17 protein-coding genes and 1 tRNA gene are annotated in these 15736 nt (G+C 71.2%); 4 read left to right on the top strand and 14 right to left on the bottom strand.

The genetic code is table 11. The features are described from left to right. Positions 1 to 21 precede the first annotated feature (21 nt). The 7 genes from BMH31_RS07850 to BMH31_RS07820 all read right to left on the bottom strand — a co-directional run bounded on the left by BMH31_RS07850 (position 22) and on the right by BMH31_RS07820 (position 4153). The gene (locus BMH31_RS07850; RefSeq protein ID WP_046454925.1) at positions 22 to 510 is read right to left on the bottom strand and encodes a YajQ family cyclic di-GMP-binding protein; all 489 of its coding nucleotides are present in this window, start codon (positions 508 to 510) and stop codon (positions 22 to 24) included. A gap of 45 nt (positions 511 to 555) precedes the next feature. Beyond that, the gene (locus BMH31_RS07845) at positions 556 to 1416 is read right to left on the bottom strand and encodes an aldolase/citrate lyase family protein (RefSeq protein WP_099724697.1); all 861 of its coding nucleotides are present in this window, start codon (positions 1414 to 1416) and stop codon (positions 556 to 558) included. Between the two features lie 21 nt (positions 1417 to 1437). Further along, positions 1438 to 1800 (bottom strand): hypothetical protein, encoded by a 363-nt coding sequence (locus BMH31_RS07840; protein WP_099724696.1) that lies wholly within the window; start codon positions 1798 to 1800, stop codon positions 1438 to 1440. A 28-nt stretch (positions 1801 to 1828) separates the two neighbouring features. Continuing rightward, a complete protein-coding gene (locus BMH31_RS07835; protein ID WP_099724695.1) occupies positions 1829 to 2170 on the bottom strand; it encodes a hypothetical protein in 342 nt (113 codons plus the stop codon). Beyond that, entirely contained in the window at positions 2167 to 2883 is a 717-nt protein-coding gene (locus tag BMH31_RS07830; RefSeq protein ID WP_099724694.1) for a M23 family metallopeptidase, read from the bottom strand. Before BMH31_RS07830 ends, BMH31_RS07835 begins: the two co-directional genes overlap by 4 nt. A 51-nt stretch (positions 2884 to 2934) precedes the next feature. Beyond that, a complete protein-coding gene (locus BMH31_RS07825; protein ID WP_143469810.1) occupies positions 2935 to 3591 on the bottom strand; it encodes a hypothetical protein in 657 nt (218 codons plus the stop codon). A 232-nt stretch (positions 3592 to 3823) separates the two neighbouring features. Beyond that, a complete protein-coding gene (locus BMH31_RS07820; RefSeq protein ID WP_099724692.1) occupies positions 3824 to 4153 on the bottom strand; it encodes a helix-turn-helix domain-containing protein in 330 nt (109 codons plus the stop codon). A gap of 78 nt (positions 4154 to 4231) precedes the next feature. On the opposite strand from BMH31_RS07820, the gene BMH31_RS07815 reads away from it, so the two are divergent. Further along, a complete protein-coding gene (locus tag BMH31_RS07815; protein ID WP_158234898.1) occupies positions 4232 to 4747 on the top strand; it encodes a helix-turn-helix transcriptional regulator in 516 nt (171 codons plus the stop codon). Beyond that, positions 4747 to 5205, top strand: a complete 459-nt coding sequence (locus BMH31_RS07810) for an ImmA/IrrE family metallo-endopeptidase (protein ID WP_099724690.1) — start codon at positions 4747 to 4749, stop codon at positions 5203 to 5205. Before BMH31_RS07815 ends, BMH31_RS07810 begins: the two co-directional genes overlap by 1 nt. Before the next feature lie 402 nt (positions 5206 to 5607). Here BMH31_RS07810 and BMH31_RS07805 read toward each other — a convergent pair. Continuing rightward, positions 5608 to 5692, bottom strand: a tRNA-Tyr gene (locus BMH31_RS07805). A gap of 131 nt (positions 5693 to 5823) precedes the next feature. On the opposite strand from BMH31_RS07805, the gene BMH31_RS07800 reads away from it, so the two are divergent. Next, a complete protein-coding gene (locus BMH31_RS07800) occupies positions 5824 to 6342 on the top strand; it encodes a GNAT family N-acetyltransferase (RefSeq protein ID WP_099724689.1) in 519 nt (172 codons plus the stop codon). An 18-nt stretch (positions 6343 to 6360) separates the two neighbouring features. Here BMH31_RS07800 and BMH31_RS07795 read toward each other — a convergent pair whose 3' ends face one another. From BMH31_RS07795 to BMH31_RS07775, 5 genes are all read right to left on the bottom strand, one after another. Beyond that, the gene (locus BMH31_RS07795; RefSeq protein WP_099769559.1) at positions 6361 to 10113 is read right to left on the bottom strand and encodes an aldehyde dehydrogenase family protein; all 3753 of its coding nucleotides are present in this window, start codon (positions 10111 to 10113) and stop codon (positions 6361 to 6363) included. 58 nt (positions 10114 to 10171) lie between these two features. Next, a complete protein-coding gene (locus BMH31_RS07790; RefSeq protein ID WP_099724687.1) occupies positions 10172 to 10963 on the bottom strand; it encodes an ABC transporter ATP-binding protein in 792 nt (263 codons plus the stop codon). Positions 10964 to 10966: 3 nt separating this feature from the next. Continuing rightward, positions 10967 to 11965, bottom strand: a complete 999-nt coding sequence (locus BMH31_RS07785; RefSeq protein ID WP_099724686.1) for an ABC transporter permease — start codon at positions 11963 to 11965, stop codon at positions 10967 to 10969. Positions 11966 to 12027: 62 nt separating this feature from the next. Continuing rightward, positions 12028 to 13029: an ABC transporter substrate-binding protein gene (locus BMH31_RS07780; RefSeq protein WP_099724685.1), complete on the bottom strand. Its 1002-nt coding sequence runs from the start codon at positions 13027 to 13029 to the stop codon at positions 12028 to 12030. A 166-nt stretch (positions 13030 to 13195) separates the two neighbouring features. After that, entirely contained in the window at positions 13196 to 13753 is a 558-nt protein-coding gene (locus tag BMH31_RS07775; RefSeq protein WP_099724684.1) for a YbhB/YbcL family Raf kinase inhibitor-like protein, read from the bottom strand. 171 nt (positions 13754 to 13924) lie between these two features. On the opposite strand from BMH31_RS07775, the gene BMH31_RS07770 reads away from it, so the two are divergent. After that, positions 13925 to 14695, top strand: a complete 771-nt coding sequence (locus tag BMH31_RS07770) for a GntR family transcriptional regulator (protein WP_099724683.1) — start codon at positions 13925 to 13927, stop codon at positions 14693 to 14695. 30 nt (positions 14696 to 14725) lie between these two features. On the opposite strand, the gene BMH31_RS07765 is transcribed toward BMH31_RS07770, so the two are convergent. After that, positions 14726 to 15592, bottom strand: coding sequence for a TipAS antibiotic-recognition domain-containing protein (locus BMH31_RS07765; RefSeq protein WP_099724682.1), 867 nt, complete (start codon positions 15590 to 15592; stop codon positions 14726 to 14728). Between the last annotated feature and the right edge of the window lie 144 nt (positions 15593 to 15736).

The raw sequence follows: 15736 nt of genomic DNA, 5'->3' as shown, positions 1-15736 counted from the left end.
CACCGGGCCGTTTCGGAGGTCTCAGCGGAAGTTGACGAACTGCAGCGCGACGTCGACGTCGGCGCCCTTGAGGAGCGCCATGGTCGCCTGCAGGTCGTCGCGGCTCTTCGAGGAGACGCGCAACTCGTCGCCCTGGATCTGCGACTTGACGCTCTTCGGACCCTCGTCGCGGATCAGCTTGTTCAGCTTCTTCGCGGCAGCCTGGTCGATGCCCTCCTTGAGTTTCGACTCGATGCGGTACTCCTTGCCGCTGGCGAAGGGCTCGCCCGAGTCGAGCGCCTTGAGCGAGAGCCCGCGCTTGATGAACTTGGACTGCAGCACGTCGAGCACGGCGTTCGCGCGCTCCTCGGTGTTCGCCTTGATGAGGATCGTCTCGCCGCTCATCGAGATGTCGGCGCCGACGCCCTTGAAGTCGTAGCGCTGCTCGACCTCCTTGCGGGCCTGGTTGACCGCGTTGTCGACCTCCATCGAGTCGATCTTGCTCACCACGTCAAACGAAGAATCTGCCATGCCCCCAGCGTACGCGAAACCGCGCGGGGTGTCGCTGCGGCGGGATCAGCCGGCCTGCGCGAGGATCCGCTCCGCGCGGTCACGGATCGGCGCATCCACCATCTGCTCCCCCACGCGCACGGCGCCGTCGCCCGTGTCCACGATGGTCCGCGCCCACGCCACCTGTTCGGCGGTCGGGCCGAAGCCCGCGTGGATCGCGGACAGCTGCGCCGGGTGGACGGCGAACTGCCCGGTGATGCCGAGTGCGCGGAGGCGGCGCGCGCCCGCCTCGACCCGGTCGAGATCGGCCAGTTCGAACGACGGGGACGCGATCGGGCCGAGGAGACCCGCGACGCGCGACTCCAGCACGAGCCGGGCGTAGGCGAAGTCCATCATGACCGAGTCGAGTTCGGCGTCGAGGTCGAACGACAGGTCGGCCGCTCCGATGGCGAGCCGGGTCAGACCCGGGACCGCGGCGATCTCGCGCACCCGGGCCAGGCCGGCCGCGCTCTCGATCTGCGCGAGCACCTCGCGCGGCGCGGCGTCCGGCCCCGATCCCGCACTCGATCGCATGACGGCGATCGCGTGCGCGAGCGCCGCGGGATCGTCCACCTTCGGCACCGCGATGCCGGCGAGGCGGCCGCGAGCGCCAGCGGAGAGCCCGGCGAGCGCCGCGAGCTGCGGCTCGAACCGTTCGGTCCCCGGGCCTTCGACGCGCACGATCACCGGTGCCGCGAGCGCGCGGTCGGATCCGGGCTCAGCCTCGAGGGCCGCGATCACGTGCCCCAGCGCGGCCGCCTTATCGGCGACAGCGACGCCGTCCTCGAGGTCGATCACCACCCGATGCGCATCCGAGGCGATCGCCTTGGCGTAGCGATCGGGCCGAGAAGCGGGCACGAACAGGTAGGAGAGCGCGGCGGCCGTCATGCCTGGAGCCTACTCCGGGGATCAGGTACGCCGAGCGTGCCTCGGCGCCTCTGCCGCGGCAGCGGTACCGCCCGCCCCTTCAGATGCCTCGCGCTCGGCGAACCGCCCGAGCGGTGCTTCGAGGATCGGACCGGATCCGTCCGCGGTCCCGAAGCCCTCCGCGGCGGGTTCGTCGAGGACGATCCCGACATCACCGGGTCGGCGCGAGAGCGTGCCGAGATTGGAGATCGCGCCGACCCCGGCGACCGCGCCGAGCAGATTCGCGGTCTGCACGAACGCGGGTGCGAGCGGGGACTCGGCGGCGGTCATGAAGAAGCTCGTCGCCATGGCGAGCAGGGCCAGGCCGTAGACGACCAGGCGGAGGACCGGAGTGGATCTGAACACGTGCGCTCCTTTCGCGAGCGGAGTCGGGTCATTCGATGTAGCCATCGGGGGCGTTCGGCGGCGGGGGCGGGTCGCCCCGATGGATATGGGCGCGGAGCCGCGCGACGTACTCGCGGGATGCCGCCTTGTCGGCCCACATCCGCTCCATGCGGGCCTGGTCGGCCATCCGCTCCTCGCGCAGGAGCTCGGCGTACTGGTTGCGCTCCTCCTGGAGCTGATCGATGAACGCCTGCATATCGGTCCGCCGCCGGCCACGGGCCCGGTTCAGGGCCGCGAAGGCACCGCCGGAGGCGCCGAGCAGCGCGGTCAGCACGGTGCCCCAGTTCACCCTCGCCAGGCCCTCGGCGATCAGGGATTCCGGTGAGCTCACGAGCGCCTCACCTCGTCCAGCCGAGCCTTGATCTGGTTCCAGTGGTTGACCGTCATCCGCCCGAACGATCGCGTTCCGTGCGCTCGGGCCATGTCGTTGATGTAGGACTGGGAGACACCGGAGAACGTCGTGTAGAACCCCGAGTCGAGGTCGTAGATGACGCACCGCTCCTCCGCCGCGGTCCTGGGGCGGGTCGTGCCGATGTACATGCCGATGGGGTTGGCCATGGGGAGCACCTCCTTGAGTGCGGTGGCGGCCGGTCGAGCCGAGCGGGCGGGGAAAACCGCACGGGCCGCACGGCCGAATGTCGAGGGTCGGAGCGAACGGGGATCGATCCAGGCGCCGGCCGACCAGAGCAGGTCCCAGCGGAGCTCCCAGTGCAGGTGCGGGCCGGTCGAGGCGCCGGTGTTGCCCGAGAGCGCGATGGTCCGCCCGGCGGCGACGCGCTGCCCGACTCCGACCCGGTACTCCGAGAGATGGCCGAAGCGCTGCAGCAGGCCGTCGTCGCGCAGCAGGTCGACGGTCATGCCGCCGAGGCCGTCGTCACCGACGTACACGATCGTGCCGTCGCTCGTGGCGGCCACCGGGGTCCCGACCGGCGTCGGCCAGTCGGTCCCCCAGTGCGGTGCCCATCCGGCCGGTCGGGTCCCGGGCCACTCGATGACGCGCTCCGGCGGGAGCGGATAATTGAGCTGTGCGCGGATTGCGTTCATGGGACGCTTCACCCGGAGCGCAACCAACAGGAACTGCACTCCGCGGAGCCGCTACTTCCCCGCAGCAGCCTTGCAGTGATCCCAGAAGTGGGTGGACGCCTCAACGGAGTTGGCACCGACCTGGGCGGCAAAACCGTTCGCGGCGGTCTGCCCGGCGAATTCGAGCCAGAAGTTCGGACCGAACACGGCGTACTGGGTCGCAGTGGTGGAGGTGGCAGGCTTGTGGATCATGAGCATTTCGTTGTTCTTCTTTCGGGGAGTAGGGGTAATGGGTGCAGTGATGTTCTTCGGGCGCAGGTAGCCGAGAGCACCTGCCAGGGTGAGGTTGAGCTGCTGAGCCGGACCCGGGTTCTGGCTCATGCAGAGCACGTTTCCGCCGGACGGCGATGCGAGTGCGACGGCGACGTGCGAGTAGGGGTAGTTCGCGGATCCGTTCGCCCAGAAGACGACGTCGCCCTTGCGGATGCCCGCAGTCCCCGAGGTCCGGGTGACCTTCGCGTCGAGCCCGTTCACGGGAAAGTTCGTGAACACGCTGTCGGTGAGGCCCGACGGTGCGTATCCCATCGCCTGCGTGCCGCCGGCGACCCGCATGAGGTAGTCGATCCACAGGTCGTGGCACTGGTAGATGTTCCCCGCGGGGAAGCCATCGTGGTCGATGTACTTCCCGTTCACGGAGTTCGCCCACTGGTCCACTGTCAGTAGCGCCATGTTTCTCCTTCGTTGTTTCGGTTTCGGTCCCGGGGCTTCGGCCGGTTCGCGGCCGGAGTCCCGGGGATCGCCGGAGTGGCGACCGTGCCCGTGCGCCGATCTGCGAGCGCACGCACGGGCCGCACGTGACCCGGTGCCGGTTCCGCCCCACCACGGGCGGCCACGCGTCATCACCCCGACGCCTTCGGTTCCCCGCCTGAGCAGGGCCAACTGGTGGATCGCTGCGGCACCCCTACCGCGGCGACCTCGATGCGCCCGAAGCGCGCCGCACCGCAGTGCGGGAGGCGGGCCTCGAGAAGTCTGGGATCCGGTCCCTCGCGGTCGATTCCGTTCGGGATCGTGCGGCCTGAGGGAAGAGGACGTGCGGGAGCGGGACGTCGAAGTGCCGGGCGATCGCGAAGAGCTCGTCGATGGTGAAGGGGCTGGCGCACAGCATTCGTCGCTTGAGGGTGGAGAGGGAGATGCCGATCGAGTCCGCGAGTCGCTCCTGCGTCTCGGTGCGATCGACGAGGAGAGCTCGCACGGCCAGAGCGGCTTGGGCACTGGGTGTTGCGTAGTTCATGTGAACTATATTCACGCTCTCACAACTATGAATCAAGCTCTATGGACTACTCGTGCCAGAACTGGCACGATGGATCCCATGAACGACTACGACACGCTCGATCTGACCCGGCACATCGCCGGCCAGGTGCGGGCCCTCATGGCCAAATACGGCGTCAGCCAGAGCCAGATGGCCGAGTCCGTCGGCACCTCGCAGTCGCAGCTGTCGAAGATGGTTCGTGGCACCCGCCCGATCTCCATCGACCAGCTGGACGCCATGTGCGCCTCCCTGGGAGTCGAGTCCTGGGTGCTTGTGCGCGAGGCCGAGGAGTTCCTCGCCGCGCACGATCGCCGGCCACCCGCGCGCCTGATCTTCGCCGAGCACGGCGTCGCGCTCCGCTCGCCCCGCGCCACCGACGACACCCCGAAGCCCGCGATCGTGCAGGCGCTCGGCGGACGCCGCCGAAACGCCGCCGAAACCGTAGAGTCGAACCTCATTGTCGGACGCTTCGGTCAGGATGAGGATCAGTCGATCGCCGACGAGCTCGCCGCATCCCAGCGCCGGGCCGCGAGCAAGCGGTCGCGCGACCGAGGAGAGGACGGCGAGTACGACTGATGGACCTGGTCTTCTTCGACATCCTCGACTCGCTCGGCGTGACCGTCGAGTACGTCAATCTCGAGCACCTCGACCGGGATGGCGAGTACGACCACGACCTGAAGCTCGTCCGGCTCCAGCACGGCATGGCGCCGCGCCTGCACACCTTCAAACTCGGGCACGAGACCTGCCACGCCCTCAACGGCGATGTCCCGTCGCTCTTCCCCCACTTCGACGCGAAGATGGAGCGCCGCGCCGACGAGTGGGCCGCGATGCGACTCATCGACCCCGAGCGCTACCGCGAGGTCGAGACCCTCCGCGACGGCCACGTCGCGTCCATGGCGCACGACCTGGGGGTCGTCTCGGAGGCCGTCGAGGTCTACCAGCAGATGCTCGCCCGCATCGGGGACGCCGTCTACCTGCACCCGCGCATGGGCGTCGGCCAGTGGTCGCGCAAGTTCGCCGATTCGCGCGGCTGAACCGCGGATGTTCGAATCGCGCGGTGATGAGCGGCGTGTCGCGTCGAACACGAGTTCGATCCGCGCGCTCGATCCGCGCTATTTCGCCACCGGATTGCCCGCACGAACGATCCACAGCTGTGGATAACCCTGTGGGGAACCGGGGGAAAACGCGTGCATACTTCCCCCAGGGTGTGGACAAACTGTTGATGACCGGCGAACTACAGTTCTGTAATTCGAATGCGCGAGGGCCTCGGCGCGCCTCGCGGAGATCCTCAGGATCGCGGACGCATGGGACCGCCCGGATCCGGAATCGTGCGGATCTCCGCAGAGCGATCAGCGGACAGCCGGACCCGCCGACCGACCGACCCCGGAAACGCAAAAAGCCCGGTCAGGATTTTCATCCTGACCGGGCTTTTCTGGTGGTGGCGGGTGAGGGATTCGAACCCCCGTAGGCAGTGCCAGCTGATTTACAGTCAGCCCCCTTTGGCCGCTCGGGTAACCCGCCGTTGGTCGCGCGAACACGACCGAGAGACCACTCTACCCGGATTCGTCACGGATCCGAAATCGGGCCGGGATTCGGCCCGCGCGGCGCGTCGCCCAGCATGCCGCGGCGGCATCCGGTGGCAGGATCGGAGCATGAGCGAGCTCCACGACCCCCGCAGCCCCGCCATCGCGCTCCCGCAGGGCCTCGCGCTGCGCAGCGCCCGTTTCGCGGAGCTGGATGCCTCCGCGCTCTACGCGATCGCAAGACTCCGCTCGGAGGTGTTCGTCGTCGAGCAGGACTGCCCCTACCTCGACCTCGACGGGCGCGACCTCGAACCGGGCGCCGAGCAGTTCTGGGTCGAGGCCGCGGACGCGGCGCCCGAGGCGCGAGTCGCGGCGACCCTGCGCGTGCTGCAGGACTCCGATGCCGCCCGCATCGGCCGGGTCGCGACAGCGCCCGCTTGGCGGGGGCGCAGCCTCGCCGCGGCGCTGATGCGCGCCGCCATCGACGCGCACGACGTCGCGTCGCCCGAGCGCCCGATGGTGCTCGATGCGCAGTCGTACCTGACCGGCTGGTACGCCCGCTTCGGATTCGTGCAGCACGGCGAGGAGTTCGTCGAGGACGGGATCCCCCACACGCCGATGCGGCGGGAGCCGCGAGCCGCGGCCTAGTATCCGAGCGGGTCGCGCCTATCGACCGAGCTCGATCACCCGGTCCTCGACCGCGGGGATGGGAGCTGCGAGCCCGTGCCGGTGGGTCGCGATCGAGATGGACTGCTCGCGCAGCAGCGTGAGCAGCTCGACCGGCCCCGCCATGGTGACGGGCTCCGCCCAGAGCGCCACGCGTCCGCCGTGGCCGAGCCACTCCGCGGCGCGCACCCGGTCGCCGCCGATGAGCCGGATCCGTCGCGCCGCGCTCGGATCCACGCCGATGAGCGCGGTACCGCCATCGCTCCCCCGCGAACCGGCATCCGCAGTGTTCGATGCGTCGGCCACCGCGGCGAGCACCGACATGCGCTCGAGCCAGTCGTCGTCGCGCTCGAGCGAGACCTCGATGCCCTGCCGTTCGAGCAGCGACACCACCGGAGCCGGCAGCACCACCCCGGTCGAGACGGTGATCGGCGCCCGCACGATGAGCGCCGCGGCGAGTACCCGGATGAGTTCGGCGAGCTCCCCCGCCTCGGCGAGCCGGATCTGCGTGGCCACGGGCCAGTGCCGCACGAGGTTGCGCTCGATACCGAGGCCGACCGTGTCGCGCGCGATGCCGAGCGAGGTGCGCCAGGTCAGCGCGTCGCTCAGCGCGGCCCGCCGCACCCGGTCGAACGCGACGTAGTCGAGCGCCTCCTGGGCCGCCTCGATGAGCAGCTGCACCTCGGGATCGAGACCGCGCAGATGCAGGGTCGAGCTCTGCGTCCCCTCGCGCACGCTCCACGATCCGAGTGCCAGCAGTCGGTTCGGGCCGCCCGCAAGGGATCCGATGCCGAGCCCGGCGTCGTTCCAGCCGCCGACGGGCCGCTGCTCGATGCGCGCGCCCGTGGTCGGGCGGCAGACCGCCAGCGACGCCGCCTCGACCCGTTCGAGCCAGGGCAGGATCTCGTCGGCGTCGAGGGAGTGGATCGCGGCGACGGCCCCGCTGCCCGCGTCGTTCTGGATCGCGATCGCTTCGTCGAGGCTGCGCGCGTGCGTCACGCCGAGCACGGGCATGCCGATGGAGTCGCGCCAGAATCGCGCCGAGCGTTTGACGCCCCAGCGCACGCCGGGCCGCCAGAGGAGCCCCCCGTCGTCGAGGCGCTCGGGCTCGACGAGCCACTCCTCGCCCGGGTCGAGCTCGGTGAGCGCCCGCAGGCCGGCCGCCCCGGGCGGCTCCGGCAGCGGGCCGAGCTGCAGGTCGAGCGGGTCGCTCGATCCCGCCCGCCCGGTGTGACCGGCGCGGAGCGAACGGACGGCGTCCGCCAGGCGGGCGCGGAACCGACGAGAGCGCGCGATACCGCCGAGCAGCACGAGCTGACGGGCGCGGAGCGGATCCGCAGCGGGAGCACCGAACGCCGAGGCGAGCACGTCGGGGATCGCGGTGTCGACGTCGGCGCCGCCCGTGACGAGGACGGAGGCGCGGGCTTCGAATCGTCCCTCGATCCGCAGGTCGGGACGCCGGCGCAGCAGCGCCGCGGCGGTCTCCCGACGCCCGAGCACCAGAGCCCGGTCGACGCGCGGATCGGCGACGAGCTCGGTGGCCAGAGCCAGGTGCTCCGGTACGGCGGCTTCGCCGGCACCGTCGCTTTCGGGTCCGGGCTCGATCAGTGTCACGACCTCGGCGGGAAGGCCCGCCGCCTGCCATTCCTCGAGCAGTACCCGCGTGGAACGGACCACCGAGGGGTGGGCGGCCACGATCGCCGCACTGCCCGCCGCGATCACCGAGAGGATCGCTTCGGCGCGTTCGGCGAACGGCGCGCCCGCATCGCAGACCACGACCGCGACGCGGTCGGGATGGAACTCGGCGCCGCGCACGGACCCCAGGTCTTCCGTGAGGCGTCCGAGCCAGCGCGCCGCATCGACCGCATCGCCGACGGCGACGTCCAGCAGCCCCACGGGGTCGCCGCTCTCGGCGGCGAGCGCGGCGATGAGCCGGTCGCGGGCCGCGACGGTGCCCAGGGCGAGCCTGCGCACCCGTGTCGCGCGGTCGCCGTGGCGCGGCGCCTGCCAGATCCCCGCGGCGGTGGATGCCGCCGAGACCACGGAATCGGCATCGAATCCGCCCGATCCGCTCGGAGCGTCCGAGGCGCCGGACGGCGCCGCCGACGCGGCTTCCGAACCGGGTTCGGCGACGAGCGAGACGAGCGAGCGGACCCATTCCCGGTTGTCGGTGCGCGACGCATCGGTCGCGGGTTCGGCGGCGAGGCCGGACTCCGAGATCACGGGGATGCGCAGCGCGGGACCCGCGGCTTCGAGGGTGATCTCGCCGGTGGATCCGCGGGTGAGGCCGAGGACGGCGGCGGTGAGGCCCCCGGTATCGAATCGTCCGGGATCGGCCGGTGGTCGGTAGAACAGGGCGCTGTCGCGCTCGCTCGGATCCCACTCGCGGGCGCGCAACTGGGTGCGGTGCGAGTCCGGGAACGGTTCGGCGGCCTCGGTGATGGCCCCCGCGAAGTCGATGCGGTCGGGGTCCGCCGCGTGGGCGGCGAGCGCGAGCAGCGGCTCGGCGAGACCCGACGGTTCTCCCGAGGGGATGAGCGGGAGGCGGATCCGGACCTCGTGCGCGCCCGTGGCGAGCACTCGCCCGAGTGCCGGGTCCGCTCCGGCGCGCAACTGCAGGCCCAGCAGTTCGCCGGTGCCGTGCCGTTCGGCGAGCACGGTCGCGGCGGCGAGGAGCCGGGGCTCCTCGCTCTGCACGACGAGGCGCACGGACGGCCCGTAGCCGAGTGCGAGGTGCGCGAGGCGCAGCAGCTGCGCGGCGACCGCCGTGCGCCCGTCGAGCGTCGGCACCGGGAGGCCGCTGCGGATCGACGCGATGCGCTCGGCGCCGGCCATGCCCGTGTCGGCGAGCACGATCTCGGTCGGCGTTCCGCCGTCGCTCGCCCGCTGGACCGCCCACCGGCCGATCCGCTCGACGACGCGGCGGGACTCGGGCAGTTCCGCCGGCACGACCAGGCCGATGCGCACGCCGTCGAGACGGGCGTCTCCGGCGGCGCGCAGCAGCACCTCGGGTGCGAGCCTGGCCCCTCGGAAGCCGACGGCGTCGAGCAGGATCGCGGTGCCGCCCTGGCGCGCGGCCTCGAGCACCGGCCGTAGAGCGTCCACCGCACGGGTGACGTCGGCGTCGAAGGTCCAGTCGGTGCCGCCCGGCAGCAGTCGCAGCGGATCGACCAGCAGCTGATCGATCCCGGCCTGCTCGGCGAGGGCCACGAGGCGCGCGACCTCGAGCTCGACCCGGTCGGCTCCGAGCACGGGCTCGCCGCCGAGCGCGATGAGGGTCGAGGTCCCCGGTTCGGTCTTCGCGAGCAGACGATCCGCGATCCCGGACGCATCGATCGGCCGCGCGGGCTCCTGGGGGAACTTCGCGGTGAACGCGATCGACGAGACGCGATCCCGGAACCAGCGCCGCGCGAGCGGCAGCACCGCCCACGGCAGACCGAGGGCGGCGATGCCGCCGGCCCGGACCGCCAGCCGGTCGCGCACCGGCATCGAGTCGGGGATCTCGTGGGCGACCTCGCGCAGGCCGAGCGCGGCCGCGAACGGATCCGCGGACCCGAGCAGATGCTCGAGCAGGCGGCGCGTGAAGTCGAGTCCGCCGGCGTCGGCGCGCACGCCGGCGAGCAGTTCGGGGGCGCGTTCGCCGTGTTCGGGATCCGCGTGCGGCTGCAGGGCGCGCGCCCAGTCGGCCGCGCGGGCCTCAGCCGCCCGAGCGATGCTCTCCGACCCGCCGACGCCGCCGCGTTCCTCTGCCATACGCCCACTGTAGGGCTGGCCCCTATGCGCGCCCCGGGAGGCGCGCTGGGTCGGGACGCTAGGCGAGCAGCGCGCGATCGTCGAGCTGGGCGCCCTTGATCTTCGCGAACTCGGCGAGCAGCGCCGGCACGGTCAGGCCCTTCTTCTGCTCCTCGCCGGCCTCGAACACGATCCGGCCCTCGTGCATCATGACGAGCCGGTTGCCGAGGCGCAGCGCCTGCTCCATGTTGTGCGTGACCATGAGCGTGGTGAGGCCGCCCTGCGCGACGATCCGCTCGGTGAGATCGGTCACGAGCGCGGCGCGCTGCGGATCGAGCGCCGCCGTGTGCTCGTCGAGCAGCAGGATGCTGGGATGGGTGAAGCCCGACATGAGCAGCGACAGCGCCTGGCGCTGGCCGCCCGAGAGCAGGCCGACCTTGGCGCTGAGGCGATCCTCGAGGCCGAGCTCGAGGGTGCGCAGCTCTTCACGGAACCGCTCCCGCTGGGCGCGGCTGCGGCTCGGGCCGAGGCCGCGCGCCCTGCCGCGACGCAGCGCGAGGGCCAGGTTCTCCTCGATCGTCAGGGTCGGCGCGGTGCCGGCCATCGGATCCTGGAACACGCGACCGATGTATTTCGCGCGCTGGAACTCCTTGAGGCGGTTGACCCGGCGCCCGTCGATCTCGATGCTGCCGGAGTCGACCGTGTAACGGCCCGAGATCGCGTTGAGCAGCGTGGACTTGCCGGCGCCGTTGGAGCCGATGATGGTGACGAAGTCGCCCTCCTCCAGCCGCAGGCTGAGGCCGGCGAGCGCCCGGCGCTCGTTGACGGTCCCGGCGAAGAAGGTCTTCTCGATGTCGGTGATGGCGAGCACGGCTCAGGCCTCCTTCGGAGCGGTCGGGGTCGCGGCGGCCACCGGGGCCGCCTCGGCTGCGACGGGCGCGGGATCCGGTGCCGGATCGCGCGGCGGGACGCGGCCGCCGCGACCCCGCAGCGAGGGCACCCGCTTGAGGAAGCCCCAGCGCGGCAGCAGCAGCGCGAGCACGACGAGCACGGCGGTGACGAGCTTCATGTCGTTGGGGTCGAGGCCGACCTGCATGGCGAAGAAGATGATGAGGCGGTAGAGCACCGCGCCGATCACGACGGCGAGGCTCGCGAGCCAGATCCAGCGCTGGCCGAGGATCGCCTGGCCGACGATCACCGAGGCGAGGCCGACGAGGATCAGGCCGATGCCCATGCTGATGTCGGCGAAGCCCTGGAACTGCGCGACGAGCGCGCCGCAGAGCGCGACGAGGCCGTTCGACAGGGCGAGGGTGAGGATCGTGGTGCGGTCGGTGCTGACGCCGAAGCTGCGGATCATGGGGCCGTTGTCGCCGGTCGCGCGGATCGCGAGCCCGAGGTTGGTCGAGAGGAACCAGTCGACGAGGAGCTTCACGAGGATGACGCCGACGGCGAGGATCGCGACCGACCCCCAGGTGCCGAGCAGCATGTTCTCGCGCAGCGGATCGAACACCGTCGAGGCGCGCAGCAGCGGCAGGTTCGCCGCGACCGCGCTGTCGGGTTTCGTCGTGCCCATGATCCTGAGGTTGATCGACCAGAGGGCGATCATGGTGAGGATGCCCGCGAGCAGGCCGTCGATGCGACCCTTGGTGTGCAGGAGGCCGGTGACCGCTCCGGCCGCGAGCCCCGCCGCCACCGCGGCGAGCGTGGCGACGATGGGGCTCTGGCCGAGCGTGATCAGCGCGGCGGCGGTCGCAGCGCCCGTGGTGAAGCTGCCGTCGACCGTGAGGTCCGGGAAGTTCAGCACGCGGAAGGTGAGGTACACGCCGAGGGCCATCACACCGTAGATGAGGCCCAGTTCGATCGCGCCGATCATGGAGTTTTCCTGTTCTTCGGTCCGGTGAGCCGGGGCAGGCGCCCCGGCGCACCGGAGATCGACTACTTGACCTTCTCGGCCTTGTCGAGGATGTCGGCGGGGATCGTGGCGCCCATGCGCTTCGCCGCGCCCTCGTTCACCACGTAGCTGAACTCCTTGGCGGTCTCGACCGGCAGGTCGGCCGGCTTCTTGCCGTCCTTGAGGATCTGCACGGCGAGCTCGCCGGTCTGGTACCCGAGCTTCTCGTAGTCGATGCCGAGGGTCGCGACCGCGCCGCCTTCGACGGTGCCGGCTTCGGCGCCGATCACCGGGATCTGCTTCTTCTCGGCGACCTGCACGAGCGAGGCGATGCCCGCGACGACCATGTTGTCGGTCGGCACGTAGATCGCGTCGACGTCGCCGAGCGCCTCGGCGGCCTGCGCGATGTCGTTCGCCGTGGTCACGGTCTGGGTCTTGAACGCGAGGCCCTGCTTCTTGCCGGCCTCCTCGGCGGCCTTGACCTGCACCTCGGAGTTGACCTCGCCCGAGCTGTAGACGATGCCGACGGTCTTGGCGTCCGGCACGATCTGCTTCAGCATCTCGAGCTGCTTGTCGATCGGGGCCGCGTCGCTCGTTCCGGTGACGTTGCCGCCGGGCTTCTCGTTCGACTTCACGAGCTGTGCCGAGACCGCGTCGGTCACCGCGGTGAAGAGCACGGGCTTCGTCGTGACCGCCTGCGCGGCGGCCTGCGCCGCGGGGGTCGCGACCGCGAGCACGAGGTCGACGTCGCTCGACGCGAACTTCTGCGCGATGGTGACGGCGTTCGCCTGCTCGCCCTGCGCGTTCTGCTCGTCGAAGGCGACCTTCATGCCCGAATCCTCGAGGGCCTGCTTGAAGCCCTTGGTCGCGGCGTCGAGCGCGGGGTGCTGCACGAGCTGGCTGATGCCGATCTTGACGCTCTTGGCGCCCGAATCGGAGTCGGAGTCCTTCGAAGCCGAGCTGGAGCAGCCGGAGAGCGCGAGGGCCGAGGCGGCGGCGATGCCGACCAGGGCGAGCGCGCGACGGCGGAGCGAAGTCTGTCGCATGGGTGTTGAGTCCTTCAATAGGGCCCGGAGACGCCGGTCGGGTCCGCTGCGCGGTGTGCACGGGACCCGGATGCCTTCGAGCAGGGGAAGCCGCACGAGATCGCACAACTTGCTCAGCATGGTATCCGCCGCACGGCGAGCCGCGAAACGGGGCGTGCGCAGCGGGTCAGTCGGCCTGGCCGTACTCGCCCGTCGCGACGAGCACGCCGCGCGCCAGCACCGCGTCGCGCATGAGGAAGCCGAGCACCGCGGGCGTGGCCTGCGGATCGATATCGATGCGCTCGACGCTCAGCGCGTGCACGACGAACCAGTAGTGGTGCACGCCGGTGCCCTCGGGCGGTCCCGCCCCCACGAACGCCGGTTCGCGCAGCTCGTTCGGCATCGTGATCGCGCCCGCGGGCAGCAGCGGGGAGCCGCTTGCACCGGCGCCCGCAGGAAGGTCCGTCACCGTCGCCGGGATGTTCGCGACCGCCCAGTGCCAGAAGCCCGAACCGGTCGGGGCGTCGGGATCGAAGCAGGTGACGACGAAGCTCCGCGTCTCGGCGGGGAAACCGGACCAGCTGAGCTGCGGTGAACGGTTGCTGCCGCCCGACTCCCCGTCGTAGACCTCGGCAGGCAGGGGCTCCCCCGCCTCGATCTCGGTGCTCGCGAGCGCGAACTCGGGCACCTCCCGTACGGCGGCGTAGGGATTGATGGGGCCTCGCCCCTGCGTCGGCTGCGTCATCGGGGACCTCCTCGTCCGGGCCGGGCGGCCGGGATCCTGTCTGCGGTTCCCAGCCTAGGAGCAGGTGACCGCGAGGGCTACCGTCAGCCGCGCAGTCGATATACTCGGTGCACGGCTCGGCGCGAGTGCGCCAACGAGTACTCGGGCCGTGCTTGAGGCGGAGAAACAGACATGGCAGTGACGACCGGATCCGAACGGGCCCGCGCGACGCTCGCCTACCTGCGTCGCAAGATAACCACGGGCGACTGGCCCGTCGGCGAACGGATCCCGATCGAGCCCGAACTCGCCGAGCAGATCGGCGTCGGCCGCTCGACCGTGCGCGAGGCCGTGCGCTCGCTCGCCAGCATCGGCATGCTCGAGACTCTGCCGGGGCGCGGCACCTTCGTCCGCTCCTCGACCCCCACGAGCACGCTCCTCAACGAGTTCCTCGTCGACTTCACGCTCGAGGAGATCCTCAGCTACCGCCGAGCTCTCGAGATCGAGGCCGCGCAGCAGGCCGCGCTGCATCGCAGCGACGACGACCTCGAGGCGCTCGAACAGGCCGCGGCCGACGAGCTCGGCTGCAACCGCTGCCCCGTGTTCACCCGCGGTGCGGAGTCCAGTGCCTTCGACAGCCGGTTCCACCAGCTGCTCTTCGACGCCGCCAAGAACCGACTGCTCGCCGCCCTCTACGCTGGCATCAACGAACAGCTCCGCAGCCCCGAGCACCGCGGCCGCCTCGCCAACGTTGCGACCGCGACCGAGATGGAACGCGATCACGCCCGCGTGCTCGACGCGATCCGCCGCCGCGATTTCATCGACGCCGTGCACTCCATGGCCGACCACGTCGACCACGACGTGGTGATCGTGAGCGAGAACCAGGTCAAGCAGCCGCTGCCGCGCACCCCCGAGCAGGAGGAGCGCATCGCGCAGGTACGCGCAGGCGAGGCGAGCCGGGCCTAGTCCGCCGGGCCCACCCGCGTCTCGAGCCTCCTACCGGCGCTCCGCCCACGCGCGCAGGCTGTCGCGCACGAACGCGGCACCCTCGGCACCGCCGTAGTTCGCGGCGAACCGCTCGTCGGCGACGTACATCTCGCCGAGGCCGAGCACGTACCCGACGACGTCGCCGCCCGGGGCCGCCGCGGGCGTTCCCGCGATGCCGGTCAGCCAGGCGACGTGCCGCTCGGCGAGCGCCTGCGCCGCCTCCCCGGCTGGATCCTCGCCGCGCTCGGCGGCCGCGACCCAGTCGGCGTTCAACGCGGCGACGCGATCCTTCCACGCCTGCTGCCCATCGGCGCCGAGGCCGTTCCACCAGGCGTCCGACTTCGCGTACGCGTCGGCGCCCCAGCGTTCCTCGACCTCCTCGCGGTACTGCGTGTGATCGAATCCGTCGAAGATGTTCCGAGACATGAGGTCTCCTCCGTTCCCTTCCGTTCCCGGGGGGTCCGCGTCGCCGCTCCCGCGACGATCCAGCTCGGCGATCGTGCGTTCGACCGCGCCGATGCGCGCGTCGAGCTGCCGCTGCTCCTGGCGCAGCAGCTCGAGGTGCCCGCGCAGGATCCCGGCCTCGGCTCGCGAAGCGTCCGCGGCGCTCGCCACGGGATCCGACACGGCCGCGCGGCCCGGATCCAAAGCCACCGCGTCCTGGGCCGCGAGCACCTCGCCGATGCGCGGCAGCCCGAGGCCGAGATCGCGCAGCAGCAGCACCCGCTGCAGCCGGACGAGCGCGCGGTCGTCGTAGAAGCGGTAGCCGTTCGCACCGACCCGGCTGGGCGGCACGAGGCCGAGCTCGCCGTAGTGGCGCAGGGTGCGCGAGGTCGTGCCCGCGGCCTTCGCCACCTCCTGGATCGAGTACTCCACGGTTCCTCCCGGTCGTCGGGACGGGGCCGTTCGTGGCCCCTCCGATCCCGACGATTCAACGCTAGAACTTGACGTAGCGTCAAGGTCAAGAGTGGGATCCTGCGACTCGTTCCTCGCGCAGGATGACGCCGCAGAGCGCCTGGG

The organism is Leucobacter sp. OLIS6 (genome assembly GCF_002752355.1).
Classification (GTDB): Bacteria; Actinomycetota; Actinomycetes; order Actinomycetales; family Microbacteriaceae; genus Leucobacter.
This window is presented reverse-complemented; position numbering and strand designations above follow the sequence as displayed.